Here is a 16,674-nt window from a genome sequence, read left to right as displayed (position 1 = left end):
TTAGTGGCCCAGCCCCCTCGAAACTGCGCCCAGTCCACGAATCTGTGGATGAATCGCGATCTGTGCACAGTTTCGGCGCCACCGACGCACGAAAAAGCCCGACACCGTAGTGCCGGGCTTTCTCGTTGGAGCGACTACTCGCTGTTGAAGTAGCTGAGCAGACGCAGGATCTCGATGTACAGCCAGACCAACGTCACCGTCAGGCCCAACGCGATACCCCACGCGGCCTTCTCCGGCGCACCGGCGCGCACCATCTGGTCAGCGGCGTCGAAGTCGATCAGGAACGAGAACGCCGCCAGGCCGATGCACAGCAGCGAGAAGCCGATGGCGAGCATGCCGCCGTCGCGCAGGCCCAGACCGGTGCCACCGCCCACGCCGAACACCGCGAGGACGAGGTTGAGCAGCATCAACGCCAGCACACCGAACAGGCCGGCGACGATCATCCGGGTGAACTTCGGCGTCACGCGGATGGCGCCGGTCTTGTAGACGACCAACATGCCGAAGAACACCCCGAGCGTGCCGACGATCGCCTGCGCGATCATGCCGACACCGCCGAACGAGATGACGTTGGCGATGATGAACGAGATCGCGCCGAGGAACACGCCCTCAAGCGCGGCGTAGGTCAACACGATCGCCGGGTTGTCCTGCTTGCGCCCGAACGTCGCGACGAGCACCAGCGCCAACCCGCCGAGGCCGCCCACCAGGGCGAACGGCATGGCCAGGCCCAGGTTCTGGGACACGAGGTAGTACGAAACGACACCGACGGCGGTCAGCAGGGCCAGCGTGATGCCGGTCCGGGTGACGACGTCGTCGATGGTCAGCGGGCGGGCGACACCGGCCTGCTGCTGTGGTGGGTATTGGGTCGTATAGGGGTCCGCTTGTACCGCCGCCGCACCGTAGCCGGCGGCTCCGGTACCGAATTGCGCATATCCCCCCTGCGTCTTGGGCAGCGAACGAAATACCGGGTTGCTGGATTCCCGCACCGTCGGTTCCTCTCCTGTGAAGTGGGTTCGACAGAGTTGGCGAACACACAGATAACGATCACGGCCAGACGTCGGTTCCCGAGTTGCCGGGCCATTCCCAGAAAAACCTTACCCGGCGCCCCATCAGCCCGCGTAACGATCTAGATTGCATTTGTGGGCGAAAACGAGGATGTCCTAGTAACTGTTGACCGTGGCGTCGGCCTGATCACGCTGAACCGGCCCAAGGCCATCAACTCGCTCAACCACGCCATGGTCACCACGATGTCGCAGGTCCTGACCGAATGGGAAAGCGACGACGCCGTGCGCACCGTCCTGGTCGACGGTGCCGGTGAGCGCGGCCTGTGCGCAGGCGGTGACATCGTGGCGATCTACCACAGCGCCATCGCCGACGGCCCCGAGAAGGGCACCGAAGCGCGCAACTTCTGGTACGACGAATACCTACTCAACGCCCACATCGGCCGCTACCCCAAGCCATACGTCGCGCTCATGGACGGCATCGTGATGGGCGGCGGCGTGGGCATCAGCGCCCACGGGCGCGTGCGGATCGCCACCGACACCACGAAGATGGCGATGCCAGAAGTCGGCATCGGGTTCATACCCGACGTCGGCGGCACCCTGATCCTGTCGCGCGCCCCCGGTCAACTGGGCTTGCACGCCGCGCTTACCGGCGTCACGTTCAACGGCGCCGACGCGATCGCGATGGGCTTCGCCGACCACTACGTCACCCACGACCGACTGCAGTCCTTCACGGACACCCTGCTGCGCGATGGTATCGACGCCGCCGTATCCGCCCACGCTTCCGAACCGCCGGCGAGTGAGCTTGTCGCACAACGTGACTGGATCGACGAATGCTACGCCGGGCAGACCGCCACCGACATCGTCGCCGCGTTGCGCAGCCACGACGCAGATCTGGCCGGCGAGGCCGCCGACCTGATTGAAAGCCGCTCACCGATTTCGGTGTCGGTGGCGTTGGAAGCGGTGCGCAGGGCCGCCAAACTCGAAACACTGGAAGCCGTGCTGCGCCAGGAATACCGGACCTCGTGCGCGTCGCTGCGCAGCCACGATCTCGTCGAGGGCATCCGCGCCCAGGTCATCGACAAGGACCGCAACCCGAAATGGTCGCCGGCCTCGCTGGCGGCCGTCACCCCCGCCGACGTCGAAGCGTACTTCGCGCCGGCCGATCGCGAACTGGAGTTCTCATGACGAGCTACGAAACCATATTGGTCACTCGTGATGACCGCGTCGCCACCATCACGCTGAACCGGCCGAAGGCGCTCAACGCGCTCAACAGCCAGGTGATGCACGAAGTCACCGCTGCCGCAGCGGAATTCGACAGCGATCCCGGCGTCGGCGCGATCGTTCTCACCGGCAACGAGAAGGCCTTCGCCGCGGGCGCCGACATCAAGGAGATGACGAGCCTGACGTTTGCCGACGTGTTCGCCAGCGACTTCTTCGCCGCCTGGGGCAAATTCGCCTCGACGCGCACCCCGACCATCGCCGCGGTGGCGGGTTACGCGCTCGGCGGCGGGTGTGAGCTGGCGATGATGTGCGACGTGCTGATCGCCGCCGACTCGGCGAAGTTCGGTCAGCCCGAGATCAAGCTCGGCGTGCTGCCGGGTATGGGTGGTTCGCAGCGACTGACGCGCGCGATCGGCAAGGCCAAGGCCATGGACCTGATCCTGACCGGCCGCAACATGGACGCCGAGGAGGCCGAGCGCGCCGGGCTGGTGTCACGCGTGGTGCCCGCCGACAACCTGCTCGACGAGGCGAACGCGGTGGCCAAGACCATCGCCGGAATGTCGCTGTCGGCGTCGCGGATGGCCAAGGAGGCGGTCAACCGCGCGTTCGAGAGCACGCTGGCCGAGGGTCTGCTCTACGAACGCCGGTTGTTCCACTCGGCGTTCGCCACCGACGACCAGACCGAAGGTATGAACGCGTTCACCGAGAAGCGCCCCCCGAACTTCACCCATCGCTAATCTGCCCTGGTGACCGAGACCCGCGACGACACCGTAGCCGTCTTCCAGGAGGAGCCACCGCAGCAGGAACCGTCCCGCACGCCGTGGTGGGTGCGCCACTACACGTTCACCGGAACCGCGATGGGCCTGGTGTTCATCTGGTTCTCGTTGACGCCGTCGCTGTTGCCGAGGGGTCCGCTGTTTCAAGCGCTTGTCAGCGGCGGGGCCGGAGCCACCGGATACGGGATCGGCGTGTTCGCGGTCTGGCTGACCCGCTACATGCTGTCCAAGGGCTACAGCCCATCCGCGCCGCGGCTGGCATGGATCGGGCTGGTGATCGTCGGAATCGTCGGCCAGGTCCTGATGATCATCTACTTCCACGTGTGGCAGGACGAGGTCCGCGATCTCGTCGGGGTACCGCGGATGGGGATCTGGGACCATGTGCTGACCGCTGTGCTGTCGATCGTCGTGCTGTTCGTACTCGTCGAAATCGGCCAGCTCATCGGAAGATTGGTGCGCTTCCTGGTTCGCCAACTCGGTCGCTTCGCACCGCCGCGGGTGTCGGCGGTCGTGGTGGTGATCCTGCTGCTGGCGTTGAGCATCGCGCTGCTCAACGGCGTGGTGGTCCGCTACGCCATGAGCACCATCAACAACACCTTCTCCTCGGTCAACGACGAAACCGACCCGGACTTCGCCGCGCCGACATCTCCGTTGCGTTCCGGCGGGCCCCAGTCGCTGGCGAGTTGGGAGTCCCTGGGCCATCAAGGCCGGATATTCGTATCGAGCGGGCCGACGGTCGAGCAGCTCACCGAGTTCAACGGCGCGCCGGCGATCGAACCGATCCGCGCCTACGCCGGCTTGCACTCTGCGGACGGCATCAAGGCCACCGCCACGCTGGCAGCCGAAGAGTTAAGGCGCACAGGCGGACTGGACCGCGCTGTGGTTGCCGTCGCCACCACCACGGGCACCGGCTGGATCAACGACGCCGAAGCCTCCGCGCTGGAGTACCTGTACAACGGCGACACCGCGATCGTGTCGATGCAGTACTCGTTCCTGCCCAGTTGGCTGTCGTTTCTGGTGGACAAGGAAAACGCCCGCCAGGCCGGGCAGGCCCTGTTCGAGGCCGTCGACGCGATGATCCGCGAGATGCCCGAAGCGCAGCGCCCCAAGTTGGTGGTCTTCGGCGAGAGCCTCGGCTCGTTCGGTGGGGAGGCGCCGTTCCTTGCGCTCAACAACCTCATCGCCCGCACCGACGGCGCACTGTTTTCCGGTCCGACGTTCAACAACACCATCTGGACCCAGCTCACCCGCGAGCGTGACGCCGGGTCACCGATGTGGCTGCCGATCTACGACGACGGCGAGAACGTGCGGTTCGCCGCCCGCGCCGAAAACCTCGGCAGGCCCGATGCCCCGTGGGATCCGCCGCGGGTCGTGTACCTCCAGCACGCCTCCGACCCGATCGCGTGGTGGAATCCGGATCTGCTGTTCGCCGAACCGGACTGGCTGCGCGAGCCCAAAGGCTACGACGTATCGGGGCGCATGCAGTGGATCCCGATCGTGACGTTCCTTCAGGTGTCGGCGGATATGGCGGTCGCCGTCGATGTGCCCGACGGACACGGCCACGTCTACGTCAAGGATGTCGCGAACGCGTGGGCGGCCATCTTGGAACCGCCGGGATGGACGGCGGAGAAGACCGAGAAACTGCGTCCGTTGTTGAGCAGCGACGAAAGCGCCTAGACCGGGACTTCGTTGGCTTTCAGCGCCTGATATCCCCCGATCACGTCGGTGGCGCAGTGCAGCCCGAGATCCTGTAGCGCCGCGGCGGCCAGGCTCGAGGTGTAGCCCTGCGAGCACAACACCACCCACTCCACGTCGGCGTCGACGGCCTGGGGCAGCCGCGCGTCGCTGGTCGGATCGCACCGCCACTCCAGCACGTTGCGTTCGATCACCAACGCGGCCGCGACGTCACCCTCCACAACGCGCTGGGCCTGCGGGCGGATGTCCACCAGCACCGCGCCACGCGCGAGCGCGGCAGGCACTTCCCCCGCGGGCAGCCGGTGTAGGCGTGCGCGGGCGTCGGCGAGCATCCGGTCGATACGGCTTGCTGTCATTGTCAACCCTCCGGGGCGTCGGTGAGCTCGGTACGCCTGCGGCGCAACGAGTTCCGGTGGGTCACGTCGTAGTACGACATCGCGGTCAGCGGCGGCGAATAGGCATGCACGCTGAGCGTATGGGCCGACGCGTCGCGATCGGGCGCCCACACCACGTCGTGCACCCAGCCGAGGGGGAACGCGGCCTGATCGCCCGCAGATAACCGTCGGTGCCGCAACACCGCGCCATCCCAACGGGTTTCGCGCAACGAGCCGGACACCACGGTCAGCGCGCCCAGCGACCCGCCATGGTCGTGCAGTTCGGTCGACCGGTCCGGCACCCAGCTGATCAACCAGATATCCAGCTCGTCGTCGCCGTGTAGTCGCGTGAACCAGCGTTGGTCGCGCGGCGGGCCGCCCACCGGTAGCAGCCGGTCGTGGTGGCCGCTGAGCATCTCGTCGGCGACGCGGTCGGTGGCCTGCAATAGATCGGGAAGCCGCAGCCGGGTGGGCGCGGAGACGGCCGGCGCTGCCCATGGCAACACTGCAGAGGTAGACATGAAAACTCCAGAGATGACGAAGGATCGGGGGTGGCGGCGCTAAGCCGCACAACACCACTGCGATCCGGTCGTCATGTCCGCCAGTGTGGCAGCCGGGCGGGCACGCCGCGACGGCCCCACCTCCCGGGCGGTGCCGCGTCCACGGTAAACACGCTGCTCAGCGCGCTCGTAGGCGACTCGCCGACTCAGACTCACGGTGAGCAGAACCCGGGTCGCCGTAGGACTAAGCGGCTGCTAGCTTTGCGCACGATGCTCATCAGCGTTGCTGACAGCCATGATTTATTCAGTGCGAGCGTCAATAATATGCGAAAATCGTTCACCTGTCGTTGGCCCGCTGGCAACTACCGATGACAATGCCTGATAACTGTGGCATATGGCATCCGGGTTTGCGTCCTGGTTTGAACTCCTTGGCTATCTGGACCTAGATGTTTGCTGACTAAGAGGCACAGCGCGGCGCTGCACGCTCGGTCAATAAACCGGAAACGACGCGGCCGTCGATTTCTTCGAACGGCTAGATTTCCTGGGAATTCTTGCATAAATTGTGCTAATCATATGTTGCTCACTGTTCGGTGTTGATTAGCCAGGACAGGACCCTCTCACCAGCCGAAGGGATCGACGTTGCCGATGGCCAAGCACACCCGCGCCCGACAGTTCAATAACAGGAAATCGCTGGTCACGGCGGCAGCATTGACCAGCGGCGTGCTGGCCGCAGCTGGTGGCGGCGCGATCGCCACCTCGGCATCTGCGATGGCGGAGACCCCATCGTCGCCCTCGGCGCCGGCGCTCAGCGACTCGCTTTTCGGCGTCGGCGCGTTCCTGCCGTCGCTGCTCGGGCTGACACCGCAAAGCGGCACCCCGTATTCGCCTGACCTGTACGACAACCCGGACAACAGGGTGATGTTCGGCTGGACCAAATACCTGCCGCCGTCACCGGTGGCGCCGTCGGGCAACGCCAACACTCCCCTGTTCGACTGGACGGAGCTGATCCCCAAGCCACCGTCGCTCGGCTGGGGCATATCCGCGCCAAGCGGCAACGGTAACGGCAACCCCGCGACGTCAGCACTGCTGGGCGCCAACGCCGCGTTCCAGAACGCGGCGCTCGCGGTGAACTCGGCATTCCAGACCGGCTTCAAGACGCTGTTTCACAACGGCACCGAACCCGGCGAGAACGGCGGCCTGCTGATCGGCAACGGCGCCGACGGCGGTCCCGGACAGAACGGCGGCCGCGGCGGATTGCTCTTCGGCAGCGGCGGAAACGGCGGCGCAGGCGTCGCAGGCGTCAACAACGGGAAGGGCGGCAACGGCGGCAGCGCCGGCCTGTGGGGCAACGGCGGCGCCGGCGGTGCGGGCGCCAGCATCACCGACCAGGACGGTGACGTCGTCGCCGGCGACGGCGGCAACGGCGGCAACGCGGGGTGGTTCCACGGCAATGCAGGCATCGGCGGCGCGGGCGGCGACGCCGTCAGCGGGTCCGGCGATGCACAGGGCGGCCAAGGCGGTCACGGCGGCGCCAACACGTGGCTGGGCAGCGCCGGGTTCGGCGGAGCGGGCGGCAGCGCCACCAGCGACACCGGCACCGCCACCGGCGGAGCGGGCGGCGACGGCGGCAATGCCGGATGGCTGTTCGGCTGGGCGGGCGGCGGCGGCGACGGCGGCGCGGCCACCAGCACCACCAACACGGCCACCGGCGGTGACGGCGGCGACGGCGGCAACATCGGCATCGAAGGCGACGGCGGCGACGGCGGAACCGGCGGCGCGGCCCAAACCGACGAGGGCGATGCGACCGGCGGCAACGGCGGAACCGGCGGAGGCTCGTTCTTCAACGGCACCGCGGGCGACGGCGGCGACGGCGGGGCCGCGGACGCCGGAACCGGCACGGCCACCGGCGGTGACGGCGGGTCCGCGGGCTCCGGCGGGTTCGACGGCCAGGGCGGTAACGGCGGCGCCGGCGGCGACGCGGACGTCGACGAGGGCGAAGCCACCGGCGGCAACGGCGGCCGCGGCGGCGGCAGCGGGTTGATGCAGAACGGCGGCGACGGCGGCGACGGCGGCGACGCCACCGCGGACACCGGCACGGCCAACGGTGGAAACGGCGGCACCGGCGGCTGGACCAGCTGGGCCAACGGCTACCGCGGCGGCAAGGGCGGCAACGGCGGCAACGGCACCGCGACCGACGGTGTCGGCAACGGCGGCGATGGCGGCACCGGCGGGCGTGACGGCCTGGGCGCCGCGGACGGCCCGGGCGGTTCGGGCGGCACCGGTTCCGGTTCTGACGGCGGCTCCGATGGCTCCGACGGGGCCGACGGATAGCGATTGCATAGATTGGCGGGCATGCGCTCGCACCTTCGGTATGCCTTTGCGGCGACGTTGATGATCACCGGCCTCGGTATCGCCACGGCGTGTTCGTCGGGCACCGAGACCGAGCCGACGTCGTCGCCGACGTCGACCAGGGCCGAGACCCCGACGGCCGCACCCGGGTCCGTCGCGGTCTCCCCCGGCGGTGTGACCACCGCCGTCGGCGCACCCGCCGACTCCACCGAGGACGAGTACTACCGCGCCTGCACCACCGCGCGGGAGTGGATGGCCCAGCAGGGCGGCGACCCGCACGAGCAGATCGAGCCGTATCTGGGCATGCTGCAGTCGACGGATTCGGCGGGACCGGCGACCTACGGCACCCCGTGGTCGCAGTTGGATCCGCCGCGCCAGGCCGCCGTCATCGTGGCGGTCCGCGCCGCCGCCGACGCACTCTGCGGCTGACTGCCCTCGGCGCGAGACAATGGCGGGATGGCTGACAAGCGTGTCGCGCTGACACTCGGCAGCGGAGGCGCACGGGGTTACGCCCACATCGGCGTCATCGACGAACTGCGCGCCCGCGGCTACGACATCGTCGGGATCGCCGGTTCGTCGATGGGTGCGCTCGTCGGTGGGCTACAGGCGGCAGACAAACTCGGTCAGTTCGCCGACTGGGCACGGGCGCTGACCCAGGCCGCAGTGCTGCGACTGCTGGATCCCTCGATCACCGCCGCGGGTGTGCTGCGCGCATCGAAGATTCTGGATGCCGTGCGCGACATACTCGGTGATGTCCGCATCGAGGACCTCGCGATCCCCTACACCGCGGTGGCGACGGACCTGATCGCCGGTAAGTCGGTGTGGCTGCAGCGCGGCCCTGTCGATGCGGCGATTCGCGCCTCGATCGCGATACCCGGCGTCATCACCCCTCATGTGCTCGACGGCAGGCTGCTGGCCGACGGCGGCATTCTCGACCCGCTGCCGATGGCGCCGATCGCGGCCGTCAACGCCGATCTCACGATCGCGGTGTCGTTGGCCGGCAGCGAATCCGGTGGCGCCGAGGCCGTTTCCGACGCCGGCCCGAGGACGACCGAGTGGCTGACCCGGGTGTGGCGCAGCACCACGGCGCTGTTCGATTCCAGCGCGGTGCGGAGCCGTTCCGGACCCGGTAGCGGCGACGAGGGCGACAGCGACACCGAACTGGTCGACGCCACCAACGAAGCGACGGTGCCCAAACTCGGCAGCTTCGAGGTGATGAACCGCACCATCGACATCGCCCAGGCGGCGCTGGCACGCCACCAGCTGGCCAACTATCCGCCCGACCTGTTGATCGAGGTGCCCCGCAGCGCGTGCCGCAGCCTGGATTTCCACCGCGCCGCAGAGGTCATCGAGGTCGGCCGCGCGCTGGCGGCGGTCGCGCTCGACGAGCTCGAAACTCCTTCGACTGAGGGTTGATTCAGCGCCCGAGAAACGTGGCGAGCTCGGCGGCCACCCGCCTGCCCTGCCGTCGGCCCGCCGCCGCGGACGGTATCCGGCACTGCGGATCGAGCGGATCCTTGCCGAAGGCAGACAAGGAGTCGTCGTCGGCAAACACCGCGAACGTCGCGCCGTCGAACGCGTCGATCTCCTCGGAGGTACTGACACCGAACGGCGCGGGCGACGACTTGCCCTGCGGCACAAGCACGACCGCGGTATCACAGTCCGCGGCCAGGGCCATGTTCACCGTGCTGCCGACACCGCCGTCCATGTAGCGCCGATCGCCGATGGTCACCGGAGGCCACACCCCGGGCACAGCACAACTCGCGGCGACCGCGTCGACCAGCTCGACACCGGAGGTCAGATCGAACGCAACGAGCTCGCCCGTGGCGACATCGATTGCGCTGATCCGCAGTTGACGCTGCGGCCAATGCTTGTGGGGCAACCGGTGCGCGATCACCTCACGGCGCACGGGTTCGGCGACCGTCGGCGTCGACACCGCAACCGCACCGATGCGTTGCAGCTTCTCGGCTTTGGTGCCGGGCTGGGTCACCGCGGCCATAAACAGCCCGGTGATGTCGTCGATGCCGACGCTCGGGGTGAGCTCTGCCGACGCCGGCGCGGTTTGCCGTTCGTACAGATCCTCCAGGCTCAGCCCGCTGGACAGCTGCGCGGCGACGGCCGACCCCGCCGAGGTGCCGACCAATACGTCGGCGTCCATCAGGGCCTTCGCGGTCTCGGGTGATTCATCGGCGATACCCGCCAGCACCCCGGTCTCCCAAGCGATACCGGCCAGCCCGCCGCCGGCGAGCACCAACGCGTATTTCGTCACAGACGGCGAGTGTGCCAGATTCGGCACCGATAAAGCTAACAATGGATAGTTTGCGTGCTTACAAATAACAGGAGTAATTCGAACCGTTTGCGTCAGCGCAATTTCCTATTTCGCTTCGCAGAGAACGAACCGATAGTACATTTTGCGCAGATTCCCGATGTCTGCTGATGGTGACTTAGACGCGCACACGGATCGTTACGGTGTTCTGCTCACGCAGGGAACGTTTTACACGACCGGTATGCAGCTGGCGAATATTGCAGTTGTGCTGCCGTTTATCTGTGCCGAGTACGGAAATTTGTGGGCGGCGGCGTTGGTGTTCCCTGCCTACTGCATCGGCGCGATTCTCGGGAACTCAATGTCGCCGTTTGTACTTGAACGCTCACGGCACCAGAGACATCTCGTTCTGGCGGGAACGTCCCTGGCCATGGCGGCATTGTTGGTGGTCAACGGGTCGGCGGCCGTGACGGGGTTGGGAATCGCTCCGGTATTTCTGACCACGTCGGTGGCGCTCGGCGTTGCCAGCGGGCTGGCGAGGATCGCATTCTCTGATGTGCTGTCCAGCAAATTAAACGAAATTCGTCGGGGCGATCTCATACTGAACCAGAGCGCCGCCGGGGCGGTGGTAGCCATTGTGGCCGCGGTTTTGGTGTTACCGATTCTGGAAAGCAAGGATCCACTCGCGGGCCATGTCGACCTGCTGTGGTTGGGCACCGCAGGGTTGGTGGCCGCCGCGGTCGCCGGGTTCTTCATCGGGCCCATCCATTCGCATTCGGCGCGGGCGGTGCGGCGTTTACGCGACGTTTATCAGGAAGGCCTCGCTATTGCGCGTAGCCACCATTGGTTTCGTCGCTACGTCGTTGTCCAACTGCTGTTCGTGCCGATCGCCCTGAGCACGACGTTCTACAGCCTGTATACGGCCGAAGATCATGCCGACGACAGTGGGACCCTGCACATCTTGGTGATCGCCACCAGCGCTGGCCTGATCGTCGGCGCGGGCCTGTGGGGCTTTGTGCACCGCACCAGGTTCGCGTCGCGCGGCATGCTGGTCGCCAGCGCCCTGGTCAGTTCGAGCGCAGCGGTGCTCTGCATCGTGGGCGAAGCAATCGAGTCCTGGTCCGACCCGTGGGTACACGGCGTCGTGATCCTGATGGCGACGGTGGCCAACCAGGCCATCGTCGCCGCCGCGACGACGTGGATCAACATCTTCGCGACCGAACACCAGCGCGCGACCCTGTTGGGGTTCTCCGCGGTCCTTGTCGCCGTCGCCACCGCCGGCCTCGGCGTCGTCCTGGGCGGAATCGCCCACAATTCGTCGGCGATCTGGCCGGTCGTGGTCCTGCTGCTGATGAACGTGGCGGCGTTGCCCGCCGCGCTGCACGCGCCGATGCGGGCGTAACTCGGTCAGCCCAGGTGCGGGGCGGCCTTACCGCTGATCAACGGCAGGTCGAGATAGGTCGCAATGCCGGGCGGGGCCGCACACACCGCCGGGATGGAGTTCACGCAGTGCGCCGCGGTGCCGACAATGCCGTACTCCGGTCCTTCGCCGCCGATCGCGGACTGAAAGCCCTTGATTGACACGGTGATATCGGGATTTCCGCGCACCTCGATCTCATAGCGCTGCCCCTCGGGCCCGAACGTCCACGCGGGATCGAGGTTGTCCTCACCCATCAGCCAGTTCACCGTGATCCGCACGACCGGTTCACCGTCAACGAGCGCCTCCCAGTGGAACTTGCGCCCCGCGACCTGCCCGGGCTCGATCTCCCCGATCGGCGACGGAATGGGTGCCGTCGCAACGGCGATCTCCTGTGACGAGCGGATTTTGGGTTCGGCGCGGAAGCCGATCTTGTCCACGCACATCCGGACGGCCTGGATGAAGCCGCCGTCGAGCAGCTTCTGCATCGGGCCGCTGAGCGCCTTCTCCGGCACCTCGCCGAAACCCATCACATGCCGCACCACATCGGGCGCCTCGTAGGTACGCAGATCCGAAAACTCCTCGGCGCGAACGAAACTCACTCCGGTCGACATGATCGAAAACATCAACGGAAACTTCTCGCTGATACCGCCGGGCGCGATACCGGTGCCATGCAGCGTCGCGTTACCCTCCAGCGCGGCGGCCTGAAGCGGCGTGGCCTGGCGCTCGCTCGGGTACACCCAGCCGACGGGGGTCACGACGTTCTTACCCGACCGCAACAGCGCGGCCACCTCGTCCGGATTGGGCAGCAGCGGGGCGTAGACCACCGCGTCGGCCTCCAGCGCGAGGATGTCGTCGATGCTGTTGGTGGCGGCGACGCCCAGCGGTTCGGCGCCGATGATCTCGCCGACGTCCCTGCCCGCTTTCTCCGATGAGTGCACCCAGCAGCCGACGAGTTCGAGGTCGGGGTGCTCGAGAACACCCTTGATGGCCGCGACGCCGACCCCTCCGGTGGCCCACTGCACGACCCGCAACCCCATATCGCCTCCAAGAAACTAGAACACGTTCTACTCTTTGTACCCCGCCGCCGTGCCGAGCAGGCGCAAACTCATACTTTTGGTGCCGTGGATGGATGACCCAGCGTGTGCTGGTGGGATTAGTGTTGACGCCGGACTTGGCAGCAGCGAAAGGAACACGAGATGCCCAACAAGGTTTACGTCGTCGGTGTGGGGATGACGAAGTTCGAGAAGCCCGGCCGACGCGAAGGCTGGGACTATCCGCAGATGGCCAAGGAGTCGGGCACCAAGGCTCTCGAAGACGCCGGCATCGACTACTCCGAAGTGCAACAGGGTTTCGTCGGCTACTGCTCGGGCGACTCGACGTCGGGCAACCGCGCGCTCTACGAGCTCGGTATGACCGGCATCCCGATCGCCAACGTGAACAACAACTGCTCAACGGGTTCCACCGCGCTGTTCCTCGCCGCGCAGACGATCCGCGGCGGGCTCGCCGACTGCGTGATCGCGCTCGGCTTCGAGAAGATGCAGCCGGGTTCGCTGAAGGGTGGCTTCGAGGACCGCGAGTCACCGATGGGCAAACACGTCAAGGCGATGGCCGAGATCGACGAGTTCGCGTTTCCGGTGGCCCCGTGGATGTTCGGCGCGGCAGGCCGTGAACACATGCGTCAACATGGCAGCACCGCTGAGCATTTCGCGAAGATCGGGTTCAAGAACCACAAGCATTCGGTGAACAACCAGTATGCGCAGTTCCAAGACGAGTACACCCTCGACGACATTCTGGCGGCGAAGATGATCTCCGATCCGCTGACCAAACTGCAGTGCTCCCCGACCTCCGATGGTTCCGGTGCGGCGATCGTGGCCAGCGAGGCGTTCGTCGACAAGCACAACCTGGCCGGGCAGGCCGTGGAGATCGTCGGCCAGTCGATGACCACCGATTTCCAGTCGTCGTTCGACGGCAGCGCCAAGAACCTCATCGGCTATGACATGAACGTGCAAGCCGCCCAGCAGGTTTACGAGCAGTCCGGCCTCGGCCCCTCCGATTTCCAGGTGATCGAGCTGCACGACTGCTTCTCGGCCAACGAGCTGCTGCTCTATGAGGCGTTGGGCCTGTGCGCGGAAGGCGAGGCGCCGAAGCTGATCGACAACAACGACACCACCTACGGCGGACGCTGGGTCGTCAACCCGTCCGGCGGGCTGATCTCCAAGGGCCACCCGCTCGGCGCGACGGGCCTTGCGCAATGCGCCGAGCTGACATGGCAGCTGCGCGGAACGGCCGACAAACGGCAGGTCGACGGCGTCACCGCCGCGCTGCAGCACAATATCGGCCTCGGCGGGGCCGCTGTCGTCACCGCTTATCAGCGCGCCGAGCGCTGATAGGGGATCATTGAACGCATGCGCACCACATGGATCCTCGCCGGGGCCGCGGCCGTCGCGTACGCAACGATGGCCGCGCCCGCCGGTATCGCGGCAGCCCAGGACGGCGAGTCAGCGCAGGACGTGATCAACAAGCTGCAGGACAGGGGCTACAACGTCACGATCGACAAGATTGGTACGGCACCGATGTCGGAATGTGTGGTCACCAGCGTCCGCAACCCGCAGCAGTTCACCCAGTTGATGCCTCTGCTCGGCGGCAGAAACGACGGCGTGCTCTTTCCGGTGACGATCAGCCAACCGATCTCGGTGTCGCTGGACTGCCGCCGCCACTAAGGGATATTCAGCGCCGGGATATTCAGCGCCGGGAGCAGTCAGCCGTCACGGTGATGGAACGTTCGGTGACCACCTGGATCAGATCGTCGCCGCGACGCACGAATTGCGTTCGCTCCTTAGGCTTTCGGATATCGGTGATCACGCATTCGTCGAGCGACGCGCTTCCGATCTTGTTGACCTTCACCTCGAAGCCCTGCGCCTCGAGCGTGGCGATCGTCAGGTCAGCCGACTCGGCCGACGCGACTGCCGGTACCGCGATCGCCCCGAAGGCTGCCGCGGCGATCCCGGTCAGTACCAACAGCGTTGCGCGCATGGCCGCGCCCCTTTCCCTCTGCGAAAGCCCTTATGGCCTTCACTGCGGTTCAACGGGACAACCGCGAAAGGGGTTCAACGGCGCGGAAAAGATTTTTCGCGCTAGACGGTGGCCGGCTCCAGCTCGGGAACATCGGGCACCGCGATGGGATCGGTCGCCACGAAATCGGAGTACGTCAGCGGTGTGGCCGACTCGACGTCGAAGACGGTGACAAGCCCGGCGTAGTCGGCGACGTGCAGATGGTCACCGTCGACCGCGACGCTCGACGGCCGAGCGTCGGTGGTGATCGTGTGAACCACCTTGCGGGTCAGCGGACACAGCACCGCGACACCGTCGTAGTCGACGACGTATGCGCGGTTCTTGTCCGCGCCCATGACCAGCTGCGTCGGCGCGCCGCCGAGTTGGACCGTTCCGGTGATGCGGCCGGTCGCCAGCGCGATCACGTGCACGACGCCACCGCGGGCGCGGTCGGACGTCAGCACGTAGGCGGTGCCGTCGGCGACGGTGATGTCGCGGATCGGTGCGCCGATCTGCACAGCGCGCTCGACGCGCGTGGTCTCCACGTTGACGGTGACGAGCGCGCTGCCGCGGGCGTCGGTGGTGCCCACGTAAAGGCGCTTACCGCTGGCGTCGACCGCGACGGCGTCGATGCCGATCCCGGCGCCGGTGGCGATGTCGATGGTGCCCATCTGCTCTGCGGGCACGTCGATCACCGCGACGTCGGCGTAGCCGTCGCCGGTCCGCGCGGCGAACACCCGCTTGCCGTCGGGGCTGACGGTCAGCGCCGTGACGCTCAACGCCAGGTCGTAGGTTGCGATGACGCTCTTGGCGGTGAGATCGACCACCGAGACCTCGTCATGGGTCCACGACGAGGTGCCGACGTACGCACGGTCGTCTGCGACCGCCACCGCGACTGGTTCGCCCGGCACCGCGATGATGCTTTCCACGGCCAGTGTGGTCGGGTCGAGCACCGAAATACTGTCGTCGCCGTAGTTGGCGGCCACGATCACACCGTCGGCGGCCGCGATGTCGCCGATCGGCCCTCGCCGTGCCTGGACGGCGCCCGCCAAGCTGACCTTCGTCTCATCTGAATCAGAAGTTTTCATCTGCCTCATGGGCGCCACAAACTTAGCCATTTCCATCGGTGTACCTCCGCCGGTATGGCGTTCACCGGCCCTAGATTCCAAGTCTTCCTACGCCTTTGGCGCTGATTACCCAAGAGTCTAGCGACGAACACCGACGCGTTTGCTCGTCGCAACCGTCAAACGGCGTCGGTGCGTCAAAAGCTCTCAGACACCGCTTAAGAAACTCTTCGTTATCCGTTCGTTACCCTTCGGCGGCTATCTGTAATGTGCCGGTAACGTGCGGCTTTACCGTTGGCTGAACGGATCCCGATATCGACGGCGAAAAGACGCTCTCAGGTTTGAGATCGAAAAGTGAGCGACAAATCACAAGCGACATGCCGGATTGGATTCGCGTGCAACGCCAATCGCATCCCGTGTGACAGTGATTGACGTCACTTCAACCGTCGATGACGGCGCGGACCACAACGGGTCACACCGACGCGCTGTAGGCGTTCGGGGTAACCAGCTCGCAATCGTCGAACTGCAACCGCACCTCGGTGCCGGTCGACTGCTTGGAGATCGTCGTGCGGTCGGCCAGCGCACGCATCAGCGGAATGCCGCGGCCCCGCGTATTCGGTTGTCCCTCGCCGTCGACATGGCGCCAGCTGCCGTGATCGGAGACCACAACCTCTAGCTGACGGTCAGCCGCGTGGTGACGGGCGTGCATCGTCATCGGGCCGGTGCCCCCGCGGTAAGCGAATTCCGCCGCGTTGGTGAGCGCCTCGTTGACGGCCAGCACCACGTCGTTGAACCGGACCGGGTCAAGCGTGACGTGCCTGCGCAGCCATCCGGACAGCTCAGAACGAAACTGCGCGACGTTATGGGCGTCGGCAGTGTCGTTTCGGATGAGGCTCGCGTCCATCTCGCCCGCGGAGCAATTCGATTCGGACATCGTGCAAACTGACTACCCCGTCGCGG

General features: G+C 66.4%; 17 protein-coding genes. 9 read left to right on the top strand and 8 right to left on the bottom strand.

The features are described from left to right. Positions 1-134 precede the first annotated feature (134 nt). A complete protein-coding gene (locus ABQE93_RS25720) occupies positions 135-983 on the bottom strand; it encodes a Bax inhibitor-1/YccA family protein (protein ID WP_448411745.1) in 849 nt (282 codons plus the stop codon). A 153-nt stretch (positions 984-1,136) separates the two neighbouring features. Between ABQE93_RS25720 and ABQE93_RS25715 the strand changes: the two genes are divergently transcribed. Genes ABQE93_RS25715 through ABQE93_RS25705 form a run of 3 tightly spaced genes read left to right on the top strand, consistent with a single transcriptional unit; the run spans position 1,137 to position 4,675 of the window. Further along, complete coding sequence (locus ABQE93_RS25715) at positions 1,137-2,186, top strand: enoyl-CoA hydratase/isomerase family protein (RefSeq protein ID WP_448411747.1); 1,050 nt, start codon at positions 1,137-1,139, stop codon at positions 2,184-2,186. Then, positions 2,183-2,959, top strand: a complete 777-nt coding sequence (locus tag ABQE93_RS25710) for an enoyl-CoA hydratase (protein WP_448411749.1) — start codon at positions 2,183-2,185, stop codon at positions 2,957-2,959. Before ABQE93_RS25715 ends, ABQE93_RS25710 begins: the two co-directional genes overlap by 4 nt. A 9-nt stretch (positions 2,960-2,968) precedes the next feature. Further along, a complete protein-coding gene (locus ABQE93_RS25705) occupies positions 2,969-4,675 on the top strand; it encodes an alpha/beta hydrolase (protein ID WP_448411751.1) in 1,707 nt (568 codons plus the stop codon). Here ABQE93_RS25705 and ABQE93_RS25700 read toward each other — a convergent pair. Both ABQE93_RS25700 and ABQE93_RS25695 read right to left on the bottom strand, forming a co-directional pair. Beyond that, entirely contained in the window at positions 4,672-5,049 is a 378-nt protein-coding gene (locus ABQE93_RS25700; protein WP_448411753.1) for a rhodanese-like domain-containing protein, read from the bottom strand. The genes ABQE93_RS25705 and ABQE93_RS25700 overlap by 4 nt on opposite strands. Before the next feature lie 2 nt (positions 5,050-5,051). Beyond that, entirely contained in the window at positions 5,052-5,588 is a 537-nt protein-coding gene (locus ABQE93_RS25695) for a cysteine dioxygenase (protein ID WP_448411755.1), read from the bottom strand. Between the two features lie 624 nt (positions 5,589-6,212). Here ABQE93_RS25695 and ABQE93_RS25690 point away from each other — a divergent pair. Genes ABQE93_RS25690 through ABQE93_RS25680 form a run of 3 tightly spaced genes read left to right on the top strand, consistent with a single transcriptional unit; the run spans position 6,213 to position 9,332 of the window. Continuing rightward, positions 6,213-7,898, top strand: a complete 1,686-nt coding sequence (locus tag ABQE93_RS25690) for a PGRS repeat-containing protein (protein WP_448411757.1) — start codon at positions 6,213-6,215, stop codon at positions 7,896-7,898. A gap of 21 nt (positions 7,899-7,919) precedes the next feature. Further along, complete coding sequence (gene lpqV / locus ABQE93_RS25685) at positions 7,920-8,345, top strand: lipoprotein LpqV (RefSeq protein WP_448411759.1); 426 nt, start codon at positions 7,920-7,922, stop codon at positions 8,343-8,345. A gap of 27 nt (positions 8,346-8,372) precedes the next feature. Next, positions 8,373-9,332: a patatin-like phospholipase family protein gene (locus ABQE93_RS25680; RefSeq protein WP_448411761.1), complete on the top strand. Its 960-nt coding sequence runs from the start codon at positions 8,373-8,375 to the stop codon at positions 9,330-9,332. Position 9,333: 1 nt separating this feature from the next. On the opposite strand, the gene ABQE93_RS25675 is transcribed toward ABQE93_RS25680, so the two are convergent. Next, entirely contained in the window at positions 9,334-10,185 is an 852-nt protein-coding gene (locus tag ABQE93_RS25675) for a patatin-like phospholipase family protein (RefSeq protein ID WP_448411763.1), read from the bottom strand. 157 nt (positions 10,186-10,342) lie between these two features. Here ABQE93_RS25675 and ABQE93_RS25670 point away from each other — a divergent pair, with 157 nt between their 5' ends. Next, entirely contained in the window at positions 10,343-11,581 is a 1,239-nt protein-coding gene (locus ABQE93_RS25670; protein ID WP_448411764.1) for an MFS transporter, read from the top strand. A 5-nt stretch (positions 11,582-11,586) separates the two neighbouring features. Here ABQE93_RS25670 and ABQE93_RS25665 read toward each other — a convergent pair whose 3' ends face one another. Then, positions 11,587-12,636: an NAD(P)H-dependent amine dehydrogenase family protein gene (locus ABQE93_RS25665; protein WP_448411766.1), complete on the bottom strand. Its 1,050-nt coding sequence runs from the start codon at positions 12,634-12,636 to the stop codon at positions 11,587-11,589. A gap of 159 nt (positions 12,637-12,795) precedes the next feature. Here ABQE93_RS25665 and ABQE93_RS25660 point away from each other — a divergent pair, with 159 nt between their 5' ends. Together ABQE93_RS25660 and ABQE93_RS25655 are read left to right on the top strand one after the other, a co-directional pair. Further along, entirely contained in the window at positions 12,796-13,986 is a 1,191-nt protein-coding gene (locus tag ABQE93_RS25660; protein WP_448411768.1) for a lipid-transfer protein, read from the top strand. Between the two features lie 18 nt (positions 13,987-14,004). Beyond that, positions 14,005-14,319: a hypothetical protein gene (locus ABQE93_RS25655; protein WP_448411770.1), complete on the top strand. Its 315-nt coding sequence runs from the start codon at positions 14,005-14,007 to the stop codon at positions 14,317-14,319. 22 nt (positions 14,320-14,341) lie between these two features. Here the strand turns inward: ABQE93_RS25655 and ABQE93_RS25650 are convergent, their stop codons facing one another. The 3 genes from ABQE93_RS25650 to ABQE93_RS25640 all read right to left on the bottom strand — a co-directional run bounded on the left by ABQE93_RS25650 (position 14,342) and on the right by ABQE93_RS25640 (position 16,648). Continuing rightward, a complete protein-coding gene (locus ABQE93_RS25650; RefSeq protein WP_448411772.1) occupies positions 14,342-14,632 on the bottom strand; it encodes a hypothetical protein in 291 nt (96 codons plus the stop codon). 101 nt (positions 14,633-14,733) lie between these two features. After that, positions 14,734-15,768 (bottom strand): MmpL3/TtfA transport complex stabilizer, encoded by a 1,035-nt coding sequence (locus ABQE93_RS25645; RefSeq protein WP_448411774.1) that lies wholly within the window; start codon positions 15,766-15,768, stop codon positions 14,734-14,736. A gap of 418 nt (positions 15,769-16,186) precedes the next feature. After that, positions 16,187-16,648 carry an ATP-binding protein gene (locus ABQE93_RS25640; RefSeq protein ID WP_448411775.1) on the bottom strand — a complete coding sequence of 154 codons (462 nt, stop codon included), beginning with the start codon at positions 16,646-16,648 and terminating at the stop codon, positions 16,187-16,189. Positions 16,649-16,674 lie beyond the last annotated feature (26 nt).

Source organism: Mycolicibacterium sp. XJ662 (assembly GCF_053484035.1).
The sequence above is the reverse complement of the archived record's forward strand: the minus strand, read 5'-3'. Positions and strand labels throughout refer to the sequence as shown.

Coding starts and splice junctions, on each gene's coding strand:
- ABQE93_RS25710 (WP_448411749.1), top strand. CDS start 2,183: ATGACGAGCTACGAAACCATATTGGTCACTCGTGATGACCGCGTCGCC.
- ABQE93_RS25700 (WP_448411753.1), bottom strand. CDS start 5,049: ATGACAGCAAGCCGTATCGACCGGATGCTCGCCGACGCCCGCGCACGC.
- ABQE93_RS25695 (WP_448411755.1), bottom strand. CDS start 5,588: ATGTCTACCTCTGCAGTGTTGCCATGGGCAGCGCCGGCCGTCTCCGCG.
- ABQE93_RS25690 (WP_448411757.1), top strand. CDS start 6,213: ATGGCCAAGCACACCCGCGCCCGACAGTTCAATAACAGGAAATCGCTG.
- lpqV (WP_448411759.1), top strand. CDS start 7,920: ATGCGCTCGCACCTTCGGTATGCCTTTGCGGCGACGTTGATGATCACC.
- ABQE93_RS25680 (WP_448411761.1), top strand. CDS start 8,373: ATGGCTGACAAGCGTGTCGCGCTGACACTCGGCAGCGGAGGCGCACGG.
- ABQE93_RS25670 (WP_448411764.1), top strand. CDS start 10,343: ATGTCTGCTGATGGTGACTTAGACGCGCACACGGATCGTTACGGTGTT.
- ABQE93_RS25665 (WP_448411766.1), bottom strand. CDS start 12,636: ATGGGGTTGCGGGTCGTGCAGTGGGCCACCGGAGGGGTCGGCGTCGCG.
- ABQE93_RS25660 (WP_448411768.1), top strand. CDS start 12,796: ATGCCCAACAAGGTTTACGTCGTCGGTGTGGGGATGACGAAGTTCGAG.
- ABQE93_RS25655 (WP_448411770.1), top strand. CDS start 14,005: ATGCGCACCACATGGATCCTCGCCGGGGCCGCGGCCGTCGCGTACGCA.
- ABQE93_RS25650 (WP_448411772.1), bottom strand. CDS start 14,632: ATGCGCGCAACGCTGTTGGTACTGACCGGGATCGCCGCGGCAGCCTTC.
- ABQE93_RS25645 (WP_448411774.1), bottom strand. CDS start 15,768: ATGGCTAAGTTTGTGGCGCCCATGAGGCAGATGAAAACTTCTGATTCA.
- ABQE93_RS25640 (WP_448411775.1), bottom strand. CDS start 16,648: ATGTCCGAATCGAATTGCTCCGCGGGCGAGATGGACGCGAGCCTCATC.